Annotated in this window: 20 protein-coding genes; 12 read left to right on the top strand and 8 right to left on the bottom strand. The window is 36.4% G+C overall.

Annotated features, from left to right (window positions below; all coding sequences use genetic code 11):
- A partial coding sequence (locus BUB91_RS07405; RefSeq protein WP_175551003.1) for an ATP-binding protein occupies positions 1 to 230 on the top strand: 230 nt, incomplete at its 5' end.
- Between the two features lie 31 nt (positions 231 to 261).
- Here BUB91_RS07405 and BUB91_RS07410 read toward each other — a convergent pair.
- Positions 262 to 828, bottom strand: a complete 567-nt coding sequence (locus BUB91_RS07410; protein ID WP_139250532.1) for an AraC family ligand binding domain-containing protein — start codon at positions 826 to 828, stop codon at positions 262 to 264.
- A 2,148-nt stretch (positions 829 to 2,976) separates the two neighbouring features.
- On the opposite strand from BUB91_RS07410, the gene BUB91_RS07420 reads away from it, so the two are divergent.
- The 7 genes from BUB91_RS07420 to BUB91_RS07445 all read left to right on the top strand — a co-directional run bounded on the left by BUB91_RS07420 (position 2,977) and on the right by BUB91_RS07445 (position 9,334).
- The gene (locus tag BUB91_RS07420; protein ID WP_073098605.1) at positions 2,977 to 3,609 is read left to right on the top strand and encodes a LysE family translocator; all 633 of its coding nucleotides are present in this window, start codon (positions 2,977 to 2,979) and stop codon (positions 3,607 to 3,609) included.
- Positions 3,610 to 4,091: 482 nt separating this feature from the next.
- A complete protein-coding gene (locus BUB91_RS20985) occupies positions 4,092 to 4,241 on the top strand; it encodes a hypothetical protein (RefSeq protein ID WP_164917849.1) in 150 nt (49 codons plus the stop codon).
- Positions 4,242 to 4,895: 654 nt separating this feature from the next.
- A complete protein-coding gene (locus BUB91_RS07425) occupies positions 4,896 to 5,672 on the top strand; it encodes a toll/interleukin-1 receptor domain-containing protein (RefSeq protein ID WP_073098606.1) in 777 nt (258 codons plus the stop codon).
- Between the two features lie 342 nt (positions 5,673 to 6,014).
- Positions 6,015 to 6,329 carry a helix-turn-helix domain-containing protein gene (locus tag BUB91_RS07430; protein WP_073098827.1) on the top strand — a complete coding sequence of 105 codons (315 nt, stop codon included), beginning with the start codon at positions 6,015 to 6,017 and terminating at the stop codon, positions 6,327 to 6,329.
- On the top strand, positions 6,326 to 7,375 hold the full coding sequence (locus tag BUB91_RS07435; RefSeq protein ID WP_073098607.1) for a DNA cytosine methyltransferase: 1,050 nt from the start codon (positions 6,326 to 6,328) through the stop codon (positions 7,373 to 7,375). The genes BUB91_RS07430 and BUB91_RS07435 overlap by 4 nt, the downstream gene beginning before the upstream one ends.
- Before the next feature lie 3 nt (positions 7,376 to 7,378).
- Entirely contained in the window at positions 7,379 to 8,338 is a 960-nt protein-coding gene (locus BUB91_RS07440; protein WP_073098608.1) for a HaeIII family restriction endonuclease, read from the top strand.
- 264 nt (positions 8,339 to 8,602) lie between these two features.
- Entirely contained in the window at positions 8,603 to 9,334 is a 732-nt protein-coding gene (locus BUB91_RS07445; protein WP_073098609.1) for an HNH endonuclease, read from the top strand.
- Positions 9,335 to 9,681: 347 nt separating this feature from the next.
- On the opposite strand, the gene BUB91_RS07455 is transcribed toward BUB91_RS07445, so the two are convergent.
- On the bottom strand, positions 9,682 to 9,990 hold the full coding sequence (locus BUB91_RS07455; protein WP_073098611.1) for a hypothetical protein: 309 nt from the start codon (positions 9,988 to 9,990) through the stop codon (positions 9,682 to 9,684).
- Positions 9,991 to 10,641: 651 nt separating this feature from the next.
- Between BUB91_RS07455 and BUB91_RS07460 the strand changes: the two genes are divergently transcribed.
- From BUB91_RS07460 to BUB91_RS07475, 4 genes are all read left to right on the top strand, one after another.
- On the top strand, positions 10,642 to 11,109 hold the full coding sequence (locus BUB91_RS07460; protein ID WP_073098612.1) for a hypothetical protein: 468 nt from the start codon (positions 10,642 to 10,644) through the stop codon (positions 11,107 to 11,109).
- 259 nt (positions 11,110 to 11,368) lie between these two features.
- Positions 11,369 to 13,042 (top strand): hypothetical protein, encoded by a 1,674-nt coding sequence (locus BUB91_RS07465; protein WP_073098613.1) that lies wholly within the window; start codon positions 11,369 to 11,371, stop codon positions 13,040 to 13,042.
- On the top strand, positions 13,039 to 13,482 hold the full coding sequence (locus tag BUB91_RS07470) for a hypothetical protein (protein WP_073098614.1): 444 nt from the start codon (positions 13,039 to 13,041) through the stop codon (positions 13,480 to 13,482). Before BUB91_RS07465 ends, BUB91_RS07470 begins: the two co-directional genes overlap by 4 nt.
- Positions 13,483 to 13,565: 83 nt before the next feature.
- Positions 13,566 to 13,961 (top strand): hypothetical protein, encoded by a 396-nt coding sequence (locus BUB91_RS07475; RefSeq protein ID WP_073098615.1) that lies wholly within the window; start codon positions 13,566 to 13,568, stop codon positions 13,959 to 13,961.
- Between the two features lie 211 nt (positions 13,962 to 14,172).
- Here the strand turns inward: BUB91_RS07475 and BUB91_RS07480 are convergent, their stop codons facing one another.
- The 6 genes from BUB91_RS07480 to BUB91_RS07505 all read right to left on the bottom strand — a co-directional run bounded on the left by BUB91_RS07480 (position 14,173) and on the right by BUB91_RS07505 (position 24,393).
- Positions 14,173 to 14,469: a hypothetical protein gene (locus BUB91_RS07480; protein WP_128759333.1), complete on the bottom strand. Its 297-nt coding sequence runs from the start codon at positions 14,467 to 14,469 to the stop codon at positions 14,173 to 14,175.
- A gap of 362 nt (positions 14,470 to 14,831) precedes the next feature.
- Positions 14,832 to 16,313, bottom strand: a complete 1,482-nt coding sequence (locus BUB91_RS07485) for an aminotransferase class V-fold PLP-dependent enzyme (protein ID WP_073098617.1) — start codon at positions 16,311 to 16,313, stop codon at positions 14,832 to 14,834.
- A 194-nt stretch (positions 16,314 to 16,507) separates the two neighbouring features.
- Positions 16,508 to 19,303: a M16 family metallopeptidase gene (locus tag BUB91_RS07490; protein WP_073098618.1), complete on the bottom strand. Its 2,796-nt coding sequence runs from the start codon at positions 19,301 to 19,303 to the stop codon at positions 16,508 to 16,510.
- Between the two features lie 9 nt (positions 19,304 to 19,312).
- Positions 19,313 to 21,277, bottom strand: coding sequence for a protein-disulfide reductase DsbD family protein (locus tag BUB91_RS07495; protein ID WP_073098619.1), 1,965 nt, complete (start codon positions 21,275 to 21,277; stop codon positions 19,313 to 19,315).
- A 203-nt stretch (positions 21,278 to 21,480) separates the two neighbouring features.
- The gene (locus BUB91_RS07500; protein ID WP_073098620.1) at positions 21,481 to 22,980 is read right to left on the bottom strand and encodes a TlpA disulfide reductase family protein; all 1,500 of its coding nucleotides are present in this window, start codon (positions 22,978 to 22,980) and stop codon (positions 21,481 to 21,483) included.
- A 246-nt stretch (positions 22,981 to 23,226) separates the two neighbouring features.
- Entirely contained in the window at positions 23,227 to 24,393 is a 1,167-nt protein-coding gene (locus tag BUB91_RS07505) for a TlpA disulfide reductase family protein (protein WP_073098621.1), read from the bottom strand.
- Between the last annotated feature and the right edge of the window lie 8 nt (positions 24,394 to 24,401).

Consider the following 24,401-nt stretch of genomic DNA (forward strand, 5'->3'; position numbering starts at 1 on the left):
GTCTTAAAGGTCTGGACAACATAAACAGACACTCTTTTATGGAGATCATCGAAGACAGACACGGAAAAAAGTCAACTATAATCGCCTCTCAATTACCTGTCGAAGCCTGGCACGACATTATAGGAGAGCAAACCATTGCCGATGCTATATTAGATCGATTGGTACACACCGCCCACAGGATCGATATCAAAGGAGAATCCATGAGAAAAAAACTGAAAAATAAAGAGTAAATTTAACCACAAAGGAATCGACTTCCAGTACTTAGTTTGCTATGCTCACTTTCATCCGGCGAACGTGGTTCACTTTGACCGGCTTATCCACTATGTAGCAGTTTATGTCATCAAAACCCTTAATATGCTGTTTGATATATTCCGTTTCATTTTCCTGAGAGTGGAATTTTAGTGTATTTACAAATTCTTTTAGGGAACATTCAATGATTTCAGGATTCCTAGTGTTCATAGCATTCTTGAGTTTCACGAACAATAGATTTGCTTTTTCACTATTGATTTTTCGATTTAAAAATGTAATGCTTTTCCCGTTGAGCAAGTACTTCATTAAGTCATTTGAAAGGTAGATTGTGTCAAATTTCAAACAAGTTTTTTTGTCTATCAAAGGGTTGGAATGTATTTCATAAGGATTGGTAATTGAAATGCTGCCTTTTTCGCTAAAAAGATTTTGGTTGTCAAAATTAATTTGCTCAATTCCACTGTATATAAGCGAAATACAAAACGTTTCATGAAAATGTTTTGGAAAATCGGTCGTTTGGTTCTCTATACTTATGTATTCTAAATCATCGAATAACATTCTTGTCAGTTTAGTTTTCTTCAAATGTTGCCTAACTTGTTATATCAACATAAAATATAGACTTAAGTAAGACCTAAAGATTTATGGGATGTCAACACTTTAGCGTTGTGTTTATAAAAATAGACATTTGTCTTAGAAGTAGTTCACAGAATCCTATAATCCCATCAAGACGGTATAATCCTTTCAGGATGTAGAAACCAAAAAGTATAGTTATAACAGAATTTATTAATCTGTATAACTATTCAAGGTCAAGGACGGGTCAAATTTAGCTCTAAAGTAGGGCAACTCCCAGTCAACCCCTAGGCATCCCCTAGGATAGTGTATGAAGAGAGTATGAAAACGGGTTTTGAAAAGTGAAAATTTAAGATTTTATTAACAATTGCTACGGTTGAGTATAGGAGTGATTTTTAAGAGCACAAGTTCGAAAAATAGTATCGAGCATGACACTTCGAGTATTGGAATGAGGCTTAAGCCGAAAGCATACGTATCTGGAGTGTCACTTCGATTTTTGAGAGCCAGAGCTCGAAAAAATAGTATCGAGCATGTCATTTCGAGTATTGGATTGAGGCCTGAGCCGAAAGCCAATGTATCGAGAAGTCTCGTTAACAATAAACATCCAGATATAAAAGAACCTATAACTCCTATTCATCCTCCTGTTCTTTTGCCTTGATACGGCAAAGCATGTCTTTGAGCGAGTTGATGCGGCTGGAAACCAAAAAATCAAGGCTTATTTTTACATCCTTGAAAACTACGCAAATCCCTTATCCTGCGGATGGCAAACCGCTGCGCCTGTGCATTCCTCTCATTACACTTGTCGGATGCAAGCTCCAAATCCAACGCTACGGTATTTACTTGTTTTACTACAGATCTAAAAAGTAGGCCGTTTTACCATTCTATTAAAAATTACTCATACCCAAAGGGTTAAACGAATGCCCTTCCCTCGGTTCAGAATAGGCGCAGGGCGTTCCGAAGGACAGGAGCGATAGCGACGCGGAGCTGACAAGACGGTTTTCGCCCTTGAAATTACTTTTGAGGCCAACCCAAATTAATTAAAATGCGAAAGGCTTGATTTCAAAAGAAACTCAGGAAAATTTAACCTCGATTATCGAGCGAAAAATTTCGAAGCGAGGGGCTCTTTTCTTTTCTGCATCCGACGACCGCAGGGAGAGGAATGCACTGTTCCAAGAGAACCTTTAGTCTTAAAACGACGTAGGAGTCTCTTGAGTAAAGAAAATGAACAAAACATGATATAGAAACTAGAACTTCTATTCATCTTCCTGTTCTTTTGTCTTGATACAAAAGAAACAAAAAATCAAGGCTCACAAGACGGTATCTAAATTTTTCGTTCACTGCACTGCATGCGCTTAACTCGGCCGCTATCGCGCCCTCAAACAGAACCGCCTGCTACGTTCCGCTCTCTTCAAATTTCACGATACCTTCTTGTAGGCCGATACTGGCGTTTTACAAGCACTTTTTTAAATTGGTAGTATTCAACCCGAAGGGTAAACGAATTATAAATTCCCTCGGTTCAGAATAGGCACAGGCAGCTCCGAAGGACAGGAGCGGTAGCGACGCGGAGCTGACAAGACGGTTTTCGACTGTAAAACGGCTTTTGAAGGGAGTACAATACTCGCTACAAGACTAAGTCTAGGATTCAAAACCAGCTCTTCAAAATTTGATCTCGATCATCGAGCGAAAAATTCCGAAGCGAGGGGCTCTTTTCTTTTCTGCATCCGACGACCGCAGGGAGCCAAATGCACTGTTCCAAGAGAACCTTAAGTCTTAAAACGACGTAGGAGTTTCTTGAACAAACCGACTTTAGGAGGTTCACGAGCTCCCGTGAAAATGAGAATGACGCGAGCAAAGAAAATGAACAGAACACCCTATAGAACCTATAACTTCTATTCATGTTCCTGTTCTTTTGTCTTGATACAAAAGAAATAATTAAGGTTTCGAATGAAATAGTGGATTATCTAAAAACATTAGATTGAGAAGTTTAAAAAATAAAAAGCTACACACACCGGCTATAGTTCATTACGGCAAAATTTCATCTCGGAAATTCCTGCATATTTGCTACCTTGGGGTCACTGCAGGAAAGAATCCTGCGGATTTTTCCGCAACGAAACCATAGCCAAACACGTCAGCAACAATTAAAACCAAACCAAGAAAATCATGTTCGGAATAATAAACTTTGAGGCTTTTTTAATAGCTGGATTGATTTTGAATTTAACACCAGGAGCCGATACAATGTATATCCTTGGACGAAGTATTGCTCAAGGAAAAAAAGCAGGAATTTTATCAGCTTTGGGAATATCAACAGGAGCAATTTTTCATATCATTTTTGCGACATTAGGATTATCGATTATACTCGCCAAATCTGCAATGGCTTTTGAAATTATTAAGTATTTGGGAGCTGGTTACTTAATTTTTTTAGGACTTAAAACAATCTTTAAGAAAACAGATGGAAAATTTGAATTGAACAACGAAAACGAAACTGCGAATTACAAAAAGATATACTTCTCGGGAATTATGACCAATATTTTGAATCCGAAAGTAGCATTATTTTTTCTTGCGTTTTTACCTCAATTTATTGACCCAAATTATGTAAAAAGTTCACTCCCTTTTTTAATTCTAGGAATTACATTCTTACTAACTGGAACAATTTGGTGCTTAATTTTAGCTCTATTTGCTTCAAAATTATCTGACCGAATTAGAAAAAGTTATAAAATGAAAATGTGGTTAGACAAAATAACCGGCGGAATTTTTGTCGCTCTTGGAATAAAACTTGCCTTAATGAAAAAATAACTGTTGCCAATAACTAGCGTTCGTGCAGTCGGTACAGCCTGTACCGTTGCAGATCGGGAACCCTGCATGAACGCCGTGTTGCCTGAACTAGCTATCTTTTTAGACTATTAGACATGTAATTATATATATTTAAATGGATTAATTTCAAAATCAACAACTTTTAAGCAATATCTAAATAATTTTTTTAGACATACTTTCGTTATGGGTAATTTGGTAGAAATAGGATTGTACCAAAAGGTGTTTTAAGAGATTTATCCCTTTTTTTTAGTTTAAATCCGGGGGATTATAGGATTCTGTAAATTACATCTCAAACAAAGGGCTATTTTTATATACAAACCGCTAAAGGATTGATATCCCGTAAATTTTGAGGGATATGTATATTTAAGGTTGATAGAACACCTTGGGCATAATATGGCTTGTCAATAAGCATAAAGCTTTAAATTCAAAATTTGATTATCTTTATAAAGATAAATTTAAGGGTTATGAATAAAGAGGAACAAAAAGAATTACTAAAAGCATTTAAAAAATATGCAGATAAAATTACAGCCTCAAAAAAAGAATCAGAAAAATTCTTAATAAGAACAGGAATACATACCGAAAAAGGTAAATTGACTAAGCAATACGCAAGTTAATTTTATGCATTCGAGAAGAAGAGGATTAATAATTGGCTTTCACGAATGCGACCAAAAAATTCCAGATCCTGCAGTCGGTACAGCCTGTCCCGTTTTATAACAGGAACCCTAACGCTCCGGCAAATAAGGAGTGTATGAGTCATTACTGCTAGCTAAAATCCAGTTACTCTTAAAAGTTATACCTCTTGACAAGGCCTTATAAATACCCTACATTTACACCATAGAGTTTGATATGCTACGAGGTTGATCCTGAGTCCTTTACAAAGCGAATATACCTTCGCTTAACCAACATAGTAGGATATACTCCTTTTTTAATTGAAAAGTTGGATCTTTAAGAGTAGCTTACCAAATTACCTGCCGCAAACAAGCCGTGCTGCAAAAATTCCATTTTAAACATCCCCAGAACTCCATTCACCCAAGGTTCACCCACGTTTCACCCGGGGATAAAGCATAGCAAAAGCAGGGTAACGGTATACTAACGCTATGGGAACGGCAAGGATAGCGGTAGGGATTATACCCAAAAGACTAGACTATTCCGCAAAAAGAAAAAGGATCCATTATCTTTTCTTATTGGAAATCGCAGCCACTTCAACTACTTTTAAGCATTAACTAAATAGTTTTGAGACAGACTACCATTGGCAATAATTTAAAATCATGAATGAAGAGAAGATAATTAGAGAGGAAGCTCTGGAATATTATGAAAATTCTAATATTAACAATCCATATGCTGAATCATCAGATGTACTTCGGAATTTAAAGAGCAGATTGTATGACTTTTACTCTTCTGAATTTAAAGCAATATTCTTAGATGAACTGAACAATTTAATAACAGAGAATTTAGAATTACATAGAAAAAAAGCACACAGTGGAAAAGCAGATCCAGATTGTCAACAAGAAAAACAAGCCGAAAGAGTTTTATTCTATTTAAAACAAGAGTTAGGAACTTTACCTACGGTTGTACATCAAAGATATTCTAACAAGAAAGAAAAAAAAAGGGCAAAGGTTTTTGTTAGTTATAGTCATTTTGACAAAGAATATTTAACAGAAATTCAAAGACACTTCAAGCCTTTTAAAAATCTTATTGACTTTTGGGATGATTCAAAAATAAAACCAGGTCAAAAATGGAAAGAGGAAATTAAGAAGGCAATTGATGAAACGAAAGTTGCTATATTATTAGTTAGTACTGATTTTTTAGGCTCAGATTTCATATCTACAGATGAACTTCCTCCATTACTAGAAGCTGCTGAAAAAGAAGGTGCTGTGATTTTAACAATAGTTTTAAAGCCTTGCTTATTTGAGGAGTTTGATGATTTAAATCAATTTCAAGCCATGAATCCCCCAAGTAGACCAGTAAGTAAAATGGATTTGAACGAAAAGGAAGAACTATTTGTGAATTTAGTAAGGCAAACAAGAAAAATCCTTGAAGAGTAAGTACAGTTGAAAATTAAGTATACGCCCTTCGCTTTTTGTCACGACTCCGCGATTCTCACCAATATTAGGTGACCAAAAATTTGCAAGTATAATTGGAAACTAAATGTGAAAAAAGATAATCTGCAATGCTTGGCGCAATGCAATCAAAAATTACTGTTGTAACATAATTAATGTCAATAAATGATTTGGGTTTCGTACTGACCAGTTGCACACTATACATTTTCGGTCTTTGTGTCAATCCATAAATGTTACGCTAAATAATCAAAAGGGTGAAAAAAATATGTATGGTGGAATTAAATATTCTATTAATTTTTATAAATTTGTCAATAAATGACAAGTCTTATGAATACTACATTTGGAGAATACATCCGGCTTTTAAGGAACAAGAATGAACTGACTCTAACTCAACTTGCTGCTAAATTGAATTTAGACTCTGCCAACTTGAGCAAAATTGAGAACGGAAAACGAGACTTTGATGAAAAGCGATTACCGAAACTTGCCGAAATCTTCAAACTCGACCTCACAGAATTAAGGAATGAATATGTTACCGACCAAATCGGGAAACATATTTACGAAACAAACTGCACCAAGCAGCTTTTACAAGTTGCAGAGGAAAAAGCAGAATATAGAAGAACTTTAAAGGAAAAAGCATTATGAAAATAGTATCGTTTTTTGCAGGCGCAGGCGGTCTTGATTTAGGGTTCCAAAAAGCAAATTTTGATGTTATTTGGGCCAATGAGTATGATAAAGATATTTGGGAGACTTACGAGAAGAATCATCCTAAAACCATTCTTGATAAAAGGAGTATTGTAGATATTCCTGCTGACGAAGTTCCAGAGTGTGACGGAATAATTGGCGGACCACCTTGTCAAAGTTGGAGCGAAGCAGGTTCTCTACGTGGGATAAACGATAAAAGAGGACAACTCTTTTTTGATTTCATAAGAATATTAGAAGCAAAACAACCAAAATTCTTTCTTGCAGAAAACGTGAGCGGTATGTTGTTGGGAAGACATAGCGAAGCTTTAAAAAACATAAAAGAAATGTTTCAAAATGCTGGAGTAGGTTATGAGTTGTCATTTCAGATGCTTAATGCTTCTGATTTTGACGTACCCCAAGACAGAAAAAGAGTCTTTTTTGTGGGCATACGCAAAGACTTAAATTTTAAATTCCAGTTTCCAAAACCGTTAAAAGATAAAATTACGCTTGAACAGGCGATTTTAGATTTAAAAAGCAATGTTGTACCTGCTAAAGATGGTAACAAAACAAATAGAGAAAATTGTAAAGTTCCAAATCACGAGTATATGATTGGTGGATTTTCCTCGATGTTTATGTCGAGAAATCGTGTTAGAACTTGGGATCAACAATCATTTACCATTCAAGCGGGAGGTAGACATGCTCCCCTTCATCCACAAGCACCAAAAATGAAGTTTATAGAACAAAATGTTCGTCAGTTTGTAAAGGGTAAAGAACATCTGTATAGAAGATTAAGTGTTCGTGAATGCGCAAGAATACAGACTTTTCCAGATAACTTCACATTTCATTATAATCATATTGCTGCGGGATATAAAATGATAGGTAATGCTGTTCCTGTTAATCTTGCAAAACATATGGCTTTGAGTATAAAGACTCAAATCGAAGAAGCAGAAAAACAACCTACTAAAATCAGCAAGAAACAATTAGAGTTAGAAAACACATTATCATAAAGTATGGCTAGTCAAACAATTAACGGAAAAGCGTTTGAATATGCTTTGCTTTTAGAATTTTATGAACGTTTAAACAAAATCACAAGCGTTTCTATTACAGAAAATGAGCCTTATCAAAATGCTAAAGGCTGTTTTGATAGTTTCGTGGAAAAAGAACAAGAGACTTTTAGAATTACAGCAAGTGCAGCCATAAATTTCTTAATAGACATTGAGCCTCGACTTTCAAATGCCATAAATAAAGAGGATGTTTTAGTTCTTGAAATTGTAAGTGATCAGGCAGGTCAAACAGGAGATGTTAGAGATGTTCTCCTAATCCGTTCTTTACAAAAATGGGAGATAGGTATTTCAGCTAAGAACAATCACAGAGCCGTTAAACATTCGCGTTTGTCTTTAAATATAGATTTTGGTAATAAGTGGTTGGGAGTGCCCTGTTCACAAAACTATTTTGATGAAATCAAACCAGTTTTTGATATGTTGACAGATCTAAAAGCTTCAGACAAATCAACAAAATGGACTTCGATTGAAAATATGCATCAGGTCGTTTACATTCCAATTTTAGATGCTTTCAGAAAAGAACTTTTGAGACTTGACAAGGAAAATCCCAGCATCGTAGCGGAAAATCTTGTACAATATTTGATAGGGAATGAAGATTTTTATAAAGTAATCAAAGGAAATAAAAAGGTAGAGATACAAGCCTACAATTTAAGCGGTACTTTAAACTTACCATTTGAAAACGTAAAGCCGAAAGCTAAAATACCCAAATTGAAATTACCCTCAAGACTAATAGAAATAGTTTACCAAGACAATTCCAACACGACATTATTGGTTTCCTTAAACGAAGGTTGGCAAATATCGTTTAGAATTCACAATGCAAGTTCAAGGGTTGAACCATCATTAAAATTTGATATTAATCTGGTTAGTGCACCACATACTTTATTTACAAATCATATTTTTATAGCATAATATTATAGAAAATTTAAAAGCATAAGGAGAAGCTGTTAGCAGCCATTTTAAAAATATAGAAATCTAACAGGGAGGCTTAGATTTATATGAATATTTGGTCAAGTATGAAACCATACCTGACGATTGTATTTTGAAAGATAAATTTTCCGAGTATTCTTTCAAAAAATTAATGAAGTCCATAGATAAAAAGCACGATGATTTAATGACTCAGGCTGTCTAGTTTTAAATTGATAATAAATTTAGTGATACACTACCCCAAATTGAATGGGTAAAAATACAAGAAATCAAATACAGACAGCCTTTGAGATTGCCAAGAAGGTATACTTGAACGAAGTGTCTGTCTCAGAAGGAGCTAATCAATTAGAACAAATCGGCTTAAAAAGAAGTTCTAGTCTTGATTATATTTATGCATATTCAAAAATGATGCAAGGCAAATTATATACACGAACAATAAACGCCTATGCAACGAACTATTATCTTCATGAAATTTTCAAACAACAGGGAGCACAGGGTTTAAGATCAGCTTTACTTTCTCTTAAAGCACATATAGAGTATTACGAAAATACCTCGGGTGCTTCAGTAATAAAAGGACGAGAAATTTATGATATGTACTTTAATTATATCAAAGATAACTTGGTTGCAACCGTATATCCTGATGAAGTCGAACTTAAAAAGGAGTATTCCGAAGGTCTAACTAGACAAGTCATTGTAAATAGTTATGAAAGAAATCAATTGGCCAGACAAGAGTGTATCGAACATTATGGTTTCACCTGTCAGGTTTGTGATTTTAATTTTAAAAATGCGTATGGTGAATTAGGTCAGGATTTTATTCACGTACATCACGTGATAGATATTGCAACAATTGGGAAAAAATACACTGTAGATCCAAAAAAAGACTTAATTCCTGTCTGTCCCAATTGTCATGCTATGCTACATAAGCGAAAGCCCGCCTATACAGTTTCAGAACTAAAAAACATTATGAGATCGGTAAATTAGATTACCTTTCCGGTTATTCTTTGACTACTACTATACTCCGGGATCAATATCATTTTTTAAATGAGTTAAATAACTTTTAAGATGGCCATAGCGTTGCGAAGATAAAAATCCTTTGAGCAGCTGTAGTTTCTCTTCTGAGAATTTGAAAATCTTTACCTGCTCATTGAACATAAATAACCCCACACTGATTTTTTCCTGCAAATCAGCGCTTAAGGGTAGATATAGTATGCTAAAAAAAGACTTCATGAGTGTTCTTTAATGTGCTCTTGGATTAAGGTTCTAAAATGATTTGCACAAGCAGTATACCATTTTGGATTGAATGAGATATACTTGTTTCCAACAGTTCTCTACTCCATGTCCCTGGGATAAAGCCCAATCACGTTAGTACAGAACTTATGAAGTCTGATAAATTGGAGCACATAATCACTATACGCGCAACTTTCATAAAGCGGGTTTAATTCCAAGCCGGCTATGGCCTGAGATCCATATTCCTGTTCAAAAACTTGAATCCATGCATTCCGTTTTGCAAAACAACGCAGTGTGTCAGGTTTCTGGTCGCTGGGTGCAAGCAAAAATGCATCAAATTGTACTTCCAGTTCTTCCCTCCGGGAGATTAATTGTGCTACATAATCCCGGTATCGCTCTTGATCTTCCATAGTTTATAATCGTTTTATGATAAAGGTATTGAAGATTAAAATCTAATTTTTAAGGAATTCCGTATTCTACGTGACTTTAACCAGAACTAAACCACTCAAAGCTTAGTGGGATGCCTAAAAGCGGTTACCCTGTCGTTATTTCGGACTAATATGCCAGCCGTTTCGGTCTAACCGTGCCACCTGGCCCCAAATTACAAGGCAAATACTACCCATATTCCATAGCCTACACATCCCCCCTCCTGGTTGAGTTCCAGTTTACTTAGCGCATCGTTTAGAGATCATTCTAGGTGCTACTACCATCTAACCACATTGAAACCGTATTCAACCACAAAATCTGTGGTAAAATGTGGTTGGAGTGTGGTTGCACTGTGGTTGCACTGTGGTAGCAGTGTGGTAGCAGTGTGGTAGCACAACGACGATGCCTGCACGTAAACTGGCAGTTGCCGGGGAGCAAAATGGGCTTTATAATGAGGTGGATGGGTAGAAATCGCGTCGGGTTACAAACTGTGTTTATTGCTCTATTTTGGTATAAAATCTAAACTGGGGCTCACCTATAAGGTATTGACCATTAGTAATAAAACGTGCTGATTACCTGCCAATAGCTTTGATAAACGAGTATATTTGGGTTGATATAACAAGTTGGCAAACATTATGAAGACGACAATAACGACATTAATTCTACTACTGACAATTTCAATCAAATCATTGGCTTGTGAATGTCCTGAATATGAGCTAAAAGAGTTGGACAACGAAAGCTACGAATGGAGTGATTTAGTAGTAATTGGAAACGTAATAAAGACAGGGACGAATTATCAAATTGAAGTAACTGAAACTCTGAAAGGAAAAATCGAGACCGAAATAATTTATGGTACAATCACGACAGAAGACGGAGTATTTGATGGGTCTTCATTTTTCCCAGACAACAAAGGAGAATACTTATTCTATCTCAAACGGACAATGAAAAATGAAAAAGCATTCTATTTGTATTCGCAGTGTTTGGGAACAAGACCTTTGAATCTTGAGTCCTATCCAATTCCACTAAGAACGGACAAGAGTAAACCTGAATTGATTGCAGAAACTGAAAGTTGGATAGACGAATTAAGAAAAAGGAAAAAATAACGATTTGCCAGTCGAGTAGGTAAAGGGGAGTTTCACCCCTAAACCGCTCTCAGGTAGGGTCGAATCAGTGATGGGGAGATTTATTGAAACGAATTCAACTTTTTTATTATACTACTTATTTACAATGTGCTAAATGAAAAACACTCATAACAGACGTTACTTAACGTCTCATCCCTCTATTTTTTCTTAGCTGCTCATTTATAAGAGAAGCATTAATATTCCTTAGGATATTAGTATTTTTCCTCAAAAAAATCATTTCATGAATAAAAAAATACTTTTTTCATCTACTAAGATGTTTACCTTTTTAAGTCTTATCTCGCTCGTTTTCCTGCTCTCGAAATGTTCAAGTGATGATAGCTCAAATCTGAGTCCAGAGGTAACTGCTAATATCCCAGAAATTACAACTAATATCGTTGATGATTCTTCTGATTTCAAAATGTTACATAAGGATTTTGATTTTGTGTCAAAAAACAATTTGCTGATAAAAGGAATGAAACGTGTTTTAAAAAAGCAAAGAGATAATGGCTCTAAAAAATCTAGCAGTTTTTCCATTTTTACCGATAGAGTAACCTATGTTTCGTCTTCTAAAAAACGAACCGAGTCTTATACATTTTATATAGAACGAGAAGGTGTAAGCAATAAGTATATTGCAGAAAATCTTATCCTCTCAAGGCATCTTGATAGTACATATTATAGAGTTTACCTCGTTAAATATTTTTTTAAAAAGGGAATGTTTGATGATAGTCAACAATTTGAAATGGTTGGTTATGAGGAAATAGAGACTCCTGAAATACCAAGTATTAATAAGCTCTGTAATAATGGAAGAGAGTATGTGATCGAAGAGATTGAACATGATTGTTACTCGGGTGCACATTCTGGGGAAGGTGAATATTATGATTGTGATAGAAAAGGTGCTGGCCCATACTCCACGTACATAATTCGTCTCATTGAGGATGGTAATTGCGGAGGAGGAGGAGCTGGTCCTGGTCCTGGTCCTGGGGGTTCAGGAACAAGCGGTCCTGGTGGCGGTGGAAACGGAGATGGGGACGGATCAGTTGATACAGGTATATCATTACCCCCTCCTTGTCAAACCGAGGACTGCGAGGAAGTTATTCTGGCTAATGAGATAAATGATCTTTTAGATAGTGCTCTTTCTTATGATGAACTATTATGGCTAGACGAAAATACTACAGATGCAGAAGCTATAAAAGATTTTTTGGAGTCTTATCCTCATTCTGGCGATGCTAAGACATTTGCTAAAGAAGCAACTGCAGCAATGACTTATAACTTCTCGGATACAGTGTATGAATTACCAAATATCTTTGATTATAAGTCTCGAATAAGAAGAATGACTAAGTTTTTGAGGCTTTTTGGTGATCCTGATGATGAAATCATTGCTGCCTATGTAGAAAGTTTGCTGTCCGAGTTTGATACAATGAACATAGGTGAAGTTCATGATATATATAAACTTGTCGTGGATCAGCAAAATAACCTTATAAGAAAATATTTTAGGGCCGTCACCATACCCCTTGCCGAGGCTGCACTACCTTTCATAGAGTATGCTCTGGTCGAAACCTCATTAGGTGTTGCTATTCCATTGTTAAGTAGAATACCTTTAGAACTTATTTTAATAAATGATAGACTTACGGAATTAATTTTGGTGTTTTCTAAACTTGGAGTACAGGGTAATCAAGTAAATGTGAGAATAATTTCAACGTCTTCCCCAGTTGCTAAAGCTCAAGCATTTTTTACTTCTTTAACTAAAAATGCTATTGAAGTCGTAGAAGTAGCTCCAGGTGTTCAAAGAGCAGCTATGGGCAATGGTAATTTTATAACATTCAGGACTGTTTCATCTTCTGGTTTTCCTGCGACAATTGATTTAAATTTTCCTCTAATGTTCGATGAGATAAAAGTTATAAAATTTTCTTTATGAATAGAAAGGAATTATTTCAGCCTCATAATATGAATTTATTATGCCCACATTCATTTGAATATTTACATGAACTTCTAGGAATGCTAGGATATTCTTCAAAGCAATATCATTTACAGGAAGCTAGAGAAAAAGTTTTTGACACTTTAGAAATATTGTTTGATTTAGAGATATTAAACATCTATGATTGGGTGAAAAAACCTGACTTGAACAATAAAAAAATACCCGTCAAAAAAATTTTACAGGAAATAGATACCCTATGGGATATCAATTCAGAATTTGATCATTTTTACGATTTTTTGATTTTTGGTAACGAAAATTGGTATGTAGAACAACTTATAAAATTAGGTTTAACTCATACAACTAACTGGCTGTTATTTGTTAAATATGAAATAGGCGATTTAGAAAATTGGATTGAAGAAAATAGACCTAGAATTAGATGAGCATCTATTTAATCTATCTTGACATTTATGGACAAACTGTTTTTCGCTTAAATGCAGATTTAATATTAGAAAAATAATTGATTATGAAATTCACTATTATTATTTGTTGTTTATTTTTTCATTTTATCCCATCTAATATTCAATCAGATAAGATAAAAGCTATTCAGGTTATATTGAATTTCGAGGAATTTAATAATTATTTGCATCCTGAAATAAAAGAAAGATCTCCTTATATTTTATTGAAAAATAAATACTTTAGTGAGAATTCAAAGATCTACATTAATAGTAAACAGGTTTTATTCAAGAACAAAATTGATATTAAGGATAGGAATTATTTAGAAATTAAAAACTTTGATTGCCAAGGTGATAATATCTATTTTTCGATTTTTTATTCTATTGAAAATATTGAATTTAAAGGATGTTTGACTCTCAGGGAAGACAAATGGTTAATTAATAATTATGATATAATAGTCTATTAAATTCTCAACTTAGAGAATAGTCTTTAATTGTAATCACATTGCAACGCTTTTTAAGAGAGTGTAATTTGAAATCTGTCTGAAAAATTCCATTTTAAACATCCCCAGAACTCCATTCACCCACGTTTCACCCGGGGATAGAGCATAGCAAAAGCAGGGTAACGGTATACTAACGCTATGGGAACGGCAAGGATGCCCTTCTATTTATGTGCATTTAATGAGTTCTCGTTCTTTTAGATAAGGGCACAGAAATCTTAATTTCTTCCATCAGCTTTTCAAGCTTAGCGTGTATATAGAAAAGATCTTCATTTTCGTGTAGATATTCTCCTATATCCCAAAAGAAATGACGAAGCTCCACTACATTTCTTAAAAATGGCATTCTTGATACGCCATCAAGATTCTCAATTAAAATTAACTGACGATGCAGTTTCAGTAATTTGTCAAGAACCTCTTCACGAAATTCATCGTGAAAAGGTAGCTCCTCGTATAAATCGTATTCTTCCCAATTCATAACCATCTGAATTTAAATGATTAACAAATATACAGAATTGTTTTAAGTTCATTAACTCTTTTATAACAAGAGTATTTACAAGGTATGCAGCCGACTAAAAACCTGGCACGACGGAGAAAACTGGCAAATTAGAGCGCTTCCAGACACATCCAATTAAAAACTAGGATTGAAACTTCTCCCCTCCTTGGGAGGGGTTGGGGGAGGATTCCCTTCCAGACGTATCGGGCTATTTTGCAGTGATGCTGCCAACTCACTTCAAATTTGGGGTAGAATAAGGGACAATCATATAAACTTTCTCCACAAAGACTTCTACCCATTTAGTAATTAACCAGTTGAGAGGTCACAAAAGCTTGAAAAGTGTTTTATAAATCAATAAAAAAAGTTTTCATACGCTGCTGTAAAAGGCTGTCATCCTGTTTATGACTATCAAATTCATTAGTCACGGGATTGTAGGTGTACTCAGAAGCCCACTCCCTCTGATTTTTAATAATTTCTTTTAGTGCATCTATTATATAAATCACCTCTGCATCGGTCATAATAGGATGTAGGGAAACACGAATCCAGCCCGGTTTATCGGTGAGTTTCTGGTTTTCTATATTTCTCATCAAGACTTTTGACTCTTCGGGCTTTATCTGAAAAAGGTAATGGGCCAAACTGCTTGCACAGGACCAACCGCCACGGGTTTGTATTCCAAAGCGGTCGTTAAGCAAACGCACCACGAGATTGTAGTGCAATCCGGTTATATTAAAAGAAACGCAACCTATACGGTCATCATTTCGGTTACACAGCAATTCAACTTCTGGTAAATCAGAAACCTGATTGTAAAATAACTCCAGCAGTTCGTGCTCGCGTGCTTTCATCTTTTCAGGATTCATTTGTTCTTTAAGTTTTATACACAAAGCGGTACGAATGACTTGTAAGATTCCTGGAGTACCACCGTCTTCACGGGTTTCTAAAGCTGCGTGATACCCATATTCACCCCACGGATTGGTCCATTTTACATTACCCCCACCCGGGGTATCGGGAATGGTATTTTTGTGTAGCTTTTTATCGTAAACCAAAACACCACAGGTCCCCGGACCTCCTAGAAATTTATGGGGTGAAAAGAAAATCGCATCTAGTTGCTGATCCGGATTCTCTGGGTGCATATTCATAGTTTCATAAGGTGCCGAAGCCGCAAAATCTACGAAGCAGAGTCCGTTGTATTGGTGCATAAGCGCTGCAAGCTTGTAAAAAGGTGTAATAGCCCCGGTTACATTAGAGCATCCCGTAAACGAACCGATTTTTACGTTCCGGTCAGCATATTTTTTAAGTTGGTTCTCAAGGATTTTAGGACAGACCTGCAACTGCTCATTAGGCTCCAGAAGTACCACATCAACATCTAGAGACATCCAGGATACCTGATTAGAATGGTGCTCCATATGGCTGATAAAAACCACAGGGCGCTCTGCAGAAGCTGATATAGAGCCTTTAGGTCTTAACCCCATAATACGATGCAACTTAGCCAGGGCACCCGTCATCCCCGTTCCGGTAGTGATCAACACATCATCGCTTCCTGCATTTACGTGCTGCTTAATGATCGTTCGTGCCTCGTGATACGCATAGGTAGAAGCTTTACCGCTCTCACTGGAAAACGAATGCGTATTGGCCATTAACGGACCTATTTTTTTACAGATAATAGCTTCTATAGGTTGGTATAACCTTCCGCTGGCGATCCAATCTGCATAGAGCAAATTTTGGGTCCCATAGACCGATTCAAACTGATGATTCACCCCAATGGTATTTTTTCGGTAATACTCAAAATAGGTTTCCAGACTGGTTGTGGTTTGTTCTTGTGTATTCATAGATAAATTTTCGAGAAAGCCTTCCTTAAAAGTTTTTCCTGTAGTACATTAAAAGGGCCTAAATTTATGATTTAGACCCTTCAACTTAAATCAACACAAATTAAAAGTCTTTATTTAAAGGCTAATTCAAATAAATAAAATCAATGATATGCTGCTTTTCTCTAAACAAAAAAAGGTTTTAAGCCAATACTGTATTATTCTGCAGGCATCAACTCCCCCTCAACAATAGCCGGATCACTATTGATCAATTTTGCCGTTGCCATAAGATCGTCTGCCGTGATACTTTCAATTAAAGCGATACTACTTGCCTGGTCAGAAACCGGCATTCCTTTTTCAAGGTTATTAGCGATAGTACTCAACCAATAGCTGTTGTTGCGTTGGTTTTCTGAAACACCTTTCTTGTAATTGCTTTTTATTTCTGCTAACTCCTCAGCATCAATACTGGTTTCCATTTTTTTCAATTCAGCATATACAATCTTTAACAGATCGTCTGCTTTATCTGGATTGCAGTTAAAACTCACGCTTAAATTATAGTTTTCGATAGGTACCCAGCTTACAGAACCACCTACCCGAACACCGTATGAACCGCCCTCTTCCTCACGAATACGCTCCATATACCGCTTATCAAGAAGTTGCGAAAGTACATAAAGCTTCAGGTTGTTCTTCTTAGAATATTCCATATCCCCAGTAAACATAACATTAACGCTTGCTTGAGGAGTTTCCATTTCCTTGGTTAAATGCACAGTGGTCTTCCCTTTAGCAGGGACCATATTGTGGTTCACAGCCGTTTCTGTTTCGGTAGTACCCGGGATACTGCCCAGATATTTTGTGGCTAACGCTAATACTTGCTTCTCATCAAAATCACCTACGAACACAAAGGTAAAGTCACCGGCATTTGATATACGATCGCGGTATAGTTGCTCTGCTCCCTCAAGACTAATAGCATCAACAAGTTTCTGATCAAACAAGATGCTGCGCTCACTGTTGCCTGAAGCTGCTTTTTGAAGTGAATCCTGAAAGTCACTGGATACATTTTTCTGTTTAGCGATTAAGTTGGTTGCCATATTTTGCTTTAAAATAGCAAAAGCCTGCGCATCAAAACGTGGCGCAGTAAACTGCAGATAGACTTGCTTAAACAAAGTCTCCAAGTCTTTTGTTTTACTACTTCCGCTAAGGTTCTCACTATAGCTATTTATAGAAACACCTAGAGAAGTCTCTGTCCCGGCAAGTAATTTTTGAAGCTCAATTTTATTTAAATCACCAAGTCCTGATTGACCAACCAGATAGGAGGCGATAAACGTATTTGGCAATTCTTCTACGGAAAGTAATGAACTACCTCCCGGGCTGAACGCCGTCATAAATACCTGCTCTTTATCAAAATCGGTAGGATAAAGTGCTAGTTTAAGTCCGTTTGCTAATGTGTACAGCTGTGCGTCAATACCTTCAACAGCTTCCGTTTTGATAACCTTACTTCCTGCTAAGGTTGTGTTTATAAGCTTTTTTTCAGATCCGGTTTCTTCAAAAGCTGTTAGTTTTTGCGAATTCACTTCGGCAAGAGCAGCTTCTAATTCTCCTTGATTGGGATAGGTATTTGTATCAGAACCGGTGATGCCCACTCCTCTACCCTGATCTCCATCAAAACGGGACAAATAGTTTAGAATAGATTCATTTGTAATGAGGTCTAAAAGGCTTAATCGATAATCTAACGTCCAGGCATAATCGGTTACCGGCTCCTTCTCAAAAAAATCCCCATAGATTTCTGCAGCATAACTGTCATTACTACGCTTTGCAATATTGGCTTTTGAGGACTCAAGATTTGTTTTAAAAGCTGCTTTAGCTCTGGTTAACTCCCCCGTTGTTGCGCCAAATTCAGCAAAACGCTTGTACTCGGTCACTATATAGCTAAGTCCGCTAAGTAAACTGTCTTTTTTAGGACGCGCATTAAGGTTGAGTACCTCTAAAGGGCGTACAAATTCCTGCACTCCAAAACTTACACCCAATACCGGACAGTTTTCTGCCAAAACCAATTCAGAAAAACGATTGTTTAAAATATAGGAAGCAAAGCTGCCGATCATGTCTTCTTTAATCTTTTCAACCACACTTAAATCTAACGGATTACGCTTGACAAAATATTGAAGGGAAGGTTCTCCCAGTTCTTTATCTGTTGAATTGATATACACCAAATCTGCTGTGATGGGTAAATCAAAAACAGGGCGCTCTGGCAAATCCTTTTTTAATGGAATAGAAGAAAACACCTTCTTGATTTTAGCCTCTAGCTCTTTTACATCAACATCGCCAACTACAACTACAGCTTGCTGATCTGGTCTGTACCATCTTTTATAGTAATCCCGCAGTTCATCGTATTCAAAGTTGTTTACGACATCCATCAAGCCTATAGGCATTCGTTTACTGTACTTTGAGCCTTTTAAATAACCGTCCAGCCAGATTTTTGAATTGGCTCTAAAACCTGCGGTATTACGAGTACGCCACTCTTCATTAATCACCCCACGCTCATTATCTATTTCGGCATCGGTTAAGGATAGATAGCCTGACCAGTCATGTAAAACAAGTAATACAGAATCTAATAATTTCTCATTGGTAACAGGTACCTGATTGATGTTGTAAACCGTCTCATCAAAGCTGGTAAACGCATTGATTTCAGAACCGAATTTCATTCCATTCTTCTCCAGGTATTCCAGCATCCCCTTATCCTCAAAGTTCTGGGTTCCGTTGAAAGCCATATGTTCTAAAAAATGAGCCAGACCTTGCTGGTTGTCGTTTTCTAAAACAGAACCTACATTCTGTGCAAAGTAAAAAGACACCCGGTCTTTCGGCTCCGCATTGTGTAACACATAATAATGCATCCCGTTTTCTAAAACACCACTAGCCAGATTTTCTGGACTTACGGGAGTATCGGACACGTTTTGAGCACTCAGAGAGATGCTTAGAAGTACAAAAAGGATCTGTAAACTAGGTTTTAATCGTATCATCGTTTATATTTAGTTTTTATAATTTTTGATGCCTTCCTTCAACCAGCTTAAATACGAATCAATATCAGGGTCATAAGCTGTAGGCGCATTGAGCTTTTCTCCATTGTTATCAATCAGCACATAATACGGCTGAGCATTGGCCTTATAATGTTTTATCTGAAAGTCACTCCATTTGTTGCCTACGGTCTTTATTTTTTTTCCGGTAGTTTCTGAAACATATTGTTCACGTTCCGGCAGGTCTTTTTTATCGTCAACATACAGGGAAATCAATACCAGGTCATTCTTTAAGATCTGTACGATTTTGGGGTCTGGCCACACCCTTTCTTCCATCTTGCGGCAGTTTACACAGGCATACCCGGTAAAATCTAGCATCACCGGTTTGTGCTGCTTTTTGGCGTAGGCCATACCTGCCGAATAATCTTTAAACGTAATAAGATCTAAAGGCCCTAGTTCTGCATTGGGGGGAAGTTCTGCGGCAGTACCCATACTTCCTTTAGTATTACCTACCCCGTAAGGAGATTCACTATACTGCATAGGAGGTGGGAAACCACTGATCCATTGCAGAGGAGCGCCCCAAAGACCGGGGATCAGATACACCACGAACGCCAATATGAGAAGCCCCAGACTCAATCGTCCTACCGAAATATGAGGCAACGGACTATCATGCGGAAGGGTAATTTTACCAAATAAATACAGAGCCAGTCCACCAAACACTGCGATCCATATAGCTAAAAACGTTTCACGCTCTAAGAGGTGCAATTGCAAAACCAGATCAGCATTACTCAAGAATTTAAAGGCTAATGCCAGTTCCAGAAACCCTAAAACCACCTTGACCGTATTGAGCCAGCCACCGGATTTAGGCAAAGAGTTTAACCAACCCGGAAAGGCTGCAAATAAGGCAAACGGCAAGGCAATTGCAGATGAGAAGCCCAGCATACCTACAATGGGTGCGATACCTCCTTTTGAAGCCGCTTCTACTAGCAGCGTCCCTACAATAGGGCCGGTACAGGAAAAAGAAACAATAGCAAGTGCCAGCGCCATAAAGAATATTCCTAGTAAACCACCGCGGTCTGCCTGAGAATCGATCTTGTTTGCCCAGGAATTGGGCAGCATGATTTCAAAAGCTCCTAGAAATGAAAATGCAAAGAAAACCAGCAGACCAAAAAAGACCAGATTGAACACCACATTTGTTGATAGGGCGTTGAGCGCATCTGCGCCAAAAACAGCAGTTACCACAGAGCCTAAAACGACATAGATCACAATAATAAAAATCCCGTAAAGCAACGCGTTTTTAATCCCACTTGCCCGATTTTTACTCTGCTTGGTAAAAAAGCTTACCGTCATTGGGATCATTGGAAACACACACGGAGTAAGCAATGCTGCAAAACCTCCCAGAAAACTGAGGATAAAAATTGTCCAAAGATCTTGATTATTTTTTAAGGCTTCTGTGTTTTCTTCTGAGTCTGAAATTTCAATAAAATCTCCTTCAGCTGCTAGTTTAGTTTCTTCACGAACTAATTCAGGTTTTTCTGTTAAGGATACCGTGTAATTTTTTGTTTCAGGGGGAAGGCATTGGGTATCATTACAGACCATATACTCCACAGAGAAATCAAGGGTTTGTATTGAAAGATCTGTCAATTTTATACGCTGTTTAAAAACAGCACGACCTTCAAAAAACTTAATGCGCATTTCAAAAACCGGATCATCAACGACCTGACCTTTGGGCTCTTCAACATCACCTATTAACGCTATACCCGCTGCACTATCAAAACTGAAAGTCGTTGGGATAGGTCCACCTTCTTCCACATTTTGAGAATACAAATGCCAGCCATTTTCTATATTGGCGGTTATTAAAATTTCATAAGAGTCTTCTCCTATGGGGTGTACTTCATTGACAAAGTTTACCGGATCAAAAATTTGAGCATTTACAAGGGTGACTGTTAAAAAAAATACGGCAATAAAATACTTCTTCATTTACATTTCTATTTATAATACACTAGTCTGCTATAGCTAGTGTTTAAGGATTAAAACTGTTAAACAATAGGGAGGTAATTCTTTTAAATAGGAGCTTTTAAACGCATATACTGAAATGATAGTTCTTATCAAATATTCTACATTTCCATTAAATTCACTAAAAGTTCTCGAAAAACTAATTCTGGATAATTCTAATGACATTTTTAACTTTCTGATTTAATCAAGTCAACCATCATACTCATCTCATCTACTGCCATTTCATTACCTCCTGTAAAACCACTTAATTTAAAACGTATAAATCCGTTGGCATCAATAACAAATTTTGCGGGGATACCTTGAACCCCATACACGGAAACAGCTTCATTAAGCTTTGTTTTTGGATCTTTCAAATCCATTAAAACTTTAAAGTCATAATTATTTGAAGTTATATAGTCCTTTGCTGCTTGTGTAGGATTATCGTCTCTTTCCCAAGTATGAATAAATAGAAATACAACATCATTATCGTCTTTAAACTTATTTATTGCCATTTGCATTGCAGGGAACGATTTTTTGCACGGTGCACACCATGTGGCCCAAAAGTCTAAAATCACAATTTTATCTTTATAATCGCTTAGCTTAACGCGAGTGCCATCAAAATCCAAAAGAGAAAATTCAGGGGCTTTTTCTCTAACCATATCTGCTTCCAATTTCTCTTTTAAATCTGCTAAACGTATTTCTTTAAGCTCTTTGATAAATTTTATATAAGCTACAGAATCACCCTTGTTTTTCAAAAACAGAGTCTTAAATAAATCATCTACTTCTTCATTAGATTGCCCTAGTTTAACTACACTTTCTAATATTTCCAAAGCTTTATCCTCCTGCCCCTTATCCAGTAACAGTTTTGCATATAAGAAGCTATTTTCTGCCGATACGCTTTGCATACTGTCATAATTTTCTTCAAAAACAGCTAAAGCTTCAACTTCCTTTTCTTGTTTCGATAATATTTTTGCATATAAGGGTAATAAGTCGTAATAAACTTGCCTTGCAAAGCGGGCCTTTTCTGTATTATCATCGGTAGTGTTTACGTAGACTTTACTACTGGCGATGGCGCGTTTCATTAACGCTTCTGCACCTTCATAATTTTCAGTTGAATAAAAGATATTTATTACTGGGTAAAGTCCGCTGGACTCCCAAAAAGGTTCTTTTAAGTTCTCAGTGAACTCAATTGCTTTACGATATTTTTTTTCCTTTGCATATGCTGAAGCTATATTACTAACCACATAATCACCTATTATTAGATCATTTGGAAAATCCTCAGGAGGGAAATTCTTTATCCAAGTGGTATACAGTTCCTCTTTCTCTAATGTTGTTTCTGCCTCATAAATCTTAGTTGCAGCAAGCTGGCGCGCCTGTATACCTTGAGGAAATTTGGTCGTTAACTGATCATTAATCGAATCTGCCATTTTTTGATCACCTAATCTGTAGTAATAAGTTCTAGCGAGATTCACATAGTGTTCCTTTTTATCATCCTTTAAGGAATTTAGCAACATAGCAACTTGAGTCGTATCCGCTTTGGTTTTCTGATTCAGCAAGGAATCAATACGCGTTTTTACTTGTTCTTCTGAAAAATTCTCACTTGAAAATTCCTTTTGCTCATGCTCACAAGAAACAAAGAGCAACACACCAAGTACTGCTGTACTAAATCTAACTGTATATATTTTCATTGCATTTATTAATTTGAATGAGTCCTCAATATAATAGTAGAGAATACAAGAAGAATCACCTTTTGTTTAAAACGGTTTAAAAGCTTAAGACTAATAGAAGGTATAGACTAACACCCCACCCTGCTTAGCAGGATTAGATTTCATACCTAATTATGATTTAGCTCAATTAGAATATTTTTTGAGAACTGCTATGAGATTACTCCCAAAGCACTACAAGCAACTTCTTCTAAAGGAATTTTGCGAAAATTATAATTCGCCAAAAACCTCTTTCAACTTGGTATGTAATCCCTCTTCTCTTAAATTGGTCGCGATTATAATTCCGTCAGGATTTATTAAAAAATTCTGAGGTATTGAACTTACTGAGTATGCTTGAGCAGCCTCATTTTTAAAACCTTTTAAATCAGAAACGTGCGCCCAAGGTAAATTATCTGCTTCAATAGCCTTTTCCCAAAGATTTTTTTTATCGTCTAAAGAAATCGCTAATATCTCAAGTCCCTTTGGATGATAAACATCATATGCTGATTTGACGTTTGGATTTTCTTTTCTACATGGGGCACACCAACTTGCCCAAAAATCTACTAATACGTATTTCCCTTTATAATCCCCCAAACCAATAAGTTCACCATCAAGATTAACTTGATTATCAATTGCAGGGGCTGGACTGTTTACAGCAACAGCTTCTAATCCTTTTAATGCATCAGCTAGCTTAAAACCATAATAAGAAGATTTAGAAACAGTATCTAACATATCGTAGAATTCTCGCGCCTTTTCAGGATTAGGATATTGAATATAGCGTTCCTTGATAATCAGAGGTGTAGCTAGGCTATTTTTATGAGTTCTAATAAAAACCTCTGTAATACTATCATTAAATGCTGATAGTTCTTCCCATTTCTGATCCATCTCCTGGCGCTGTACTTTACCAAGTTTAACCTTACCTCCTTTTGTTAAGGAATCAGAATATGCATACACATGGCCTGCCTTTTCACGTACTGTTTCAAAACTATTGTCATAATAATCCCTATAGACGGCATTAACCGTAGCTCCTGATACCTTTGCTTTATATAGAGAATCTTTTATCCCGGTAACTGTTATTTGTTCATTAGATAATATAAAGTATAGAGAAGACGGTGTTGAATCTGCTGTCTTTATTCTAAACATTCTTGGCTCGTCGATGCGACCCTCAAAAGTGAAATTTCCATCTTTTATAAGGGCCGAATCTATTTGCGCTTCGATTCCTTCTAAACGGTCAACTTCTTCTAAATACATAACACCGTCTTGAATATCACTCACGGTACCCTTTATTTGGTACCGATCTGTATGTTGGGTAGTATCTATTTCAGATGTTTCTGTATTCTTACACTGTATAGCCGTTAAAGCAATTAATATAATTAACCAATTAAATTTGTTTTGCATTTTTATTG

Source organism: Leeuwenhoekiella marinoflava DSM 3653, assembly GCF_900129005.1.
Taxonomy (GTDB): Bacteria; Bacteroidota; Bacteroidia; order Flavobacteriales; family Flavobacteriaceae; genus Leeuwenhoekiella; species Leeuwenhoekiella marinoflava.

Coding starts and splice junctions, on each gene's coding strand:
- BUB91_RS07435 (WP_073098607.1), top strand. CDS start 6,326: ATGAAAATAGTATCGTTTTTTGCAGGCGCAGGCGGTCTTGATTTAGGG.
- BUB91_RS07475 (WP_073098615.1), top strand. CDS start 13,566: ATGAAATTCACTATTATTATTTGTTGTTTATTTTTTCATTTTATCCCA.
- BUB91_RS07495 (WP_073098619.1), bottom strand. CDS start 21,277: ATGAAGAAGTATTTTATTGCCGTATTTTTTTTAACAGTCACCCTTGTA.
- BUB91_RS07425 (WP_073098606.1), top strand. CDS start 4,896: ATGAATGAAGAGAAGATAATTAGAGAGGAAGCTCTGGAATATTATGAA.
- BUB91_RS07445 (WP_073098609.1), top strand. CDS start 8,603: ATGGGTAAAAATACAAGAAATCAAATACAGACAGCCTTTGAGATTGCC.
- BUB91_RS07440 (WP_073098608.1), top strand. CDS start 7,379: ATGGCTAGTCAAACAATTAACGGAAAAGCGTTTGAATATGCTTTGCTT.
- BUB91_RS07485 (WP_073098617.1), bottom strand. CDS start 16,313: ATGAATACACAAGAACAAACCACAACCAGTCTGGAAACCTATTTTGAG.
- BUB91_RS07430 (WP_073098827.1), top strand. CDS start 6,015: ATGAATACTACATTTGGAGAATACATCCGGCTTTTAAGGAACAAGAAT.
- BUB91_RS07490 (WP_073098618.1), bottom strand. CDS start 19,303: ATGATACGATTAAAACCTAGTTTACAGATCCTTTTTGTACTTCTAAGC.
- BUB91_RS07500 (WP_073098620.1), bottom strand. CDS start 22,980: ATGAAAATATATACAGTTAGATTTAGTACAGCAGTACTTGGTGTGTTG.
- BUB91_RS07465 (WP_073098613.1), top strand. CDS start 11,369: ATGAATAAAAAAATACTTTTTTCATCTACTAAGATGTTTACCTTTTTA.
- BUB91_RS07460 (WP_073098612.1), top strand. CDS start 10,642: ATGAAGACGACAATAACGACATTAATTCTACTACTGACAATTTCAATC.
- BUB91_RS07455 (WP_073098611.1), bottom strand. CDS start 9,990: ATGGAAGATCAAGAGCGATACCGGGATTATGTAGCACAATTAATCTCC.
- BUB91_RS20985 (WP_164917849.1), top strand. CDS start 4,092: ATGAATAAAGAGGAACAAAAAGAATTACTAAAAGCATTTAAAAAATAT.
- BUB91_RS07505 (WP_073098621.1), bottom strand. CDS start 24,393: ATGCAAAACAAATTTAATTGGTTAATTATATTAATTGCTTTAACGGCT.
- BUB91_RS07480 (WP_128759333.1), bottom strand. CDS start 14,469: ATGAATTGGGAAGAATACGATTTATACGAGGAGCTACCTTTTCACGAT.
- BUB91_RS07470 (WP_073098614.1), top strand. CDS start 13,039: ATGAATAGAAAGGAATTATTTCAGCCTCATAATATGAATTTATTATGC.
- BUB91_RS07420 (WP_073098605.1), top strand. CDS start 2,977: ATGTTCGGAATAATAAACTTTGAGGCTTTTTTAATAGCTGGATTGATT.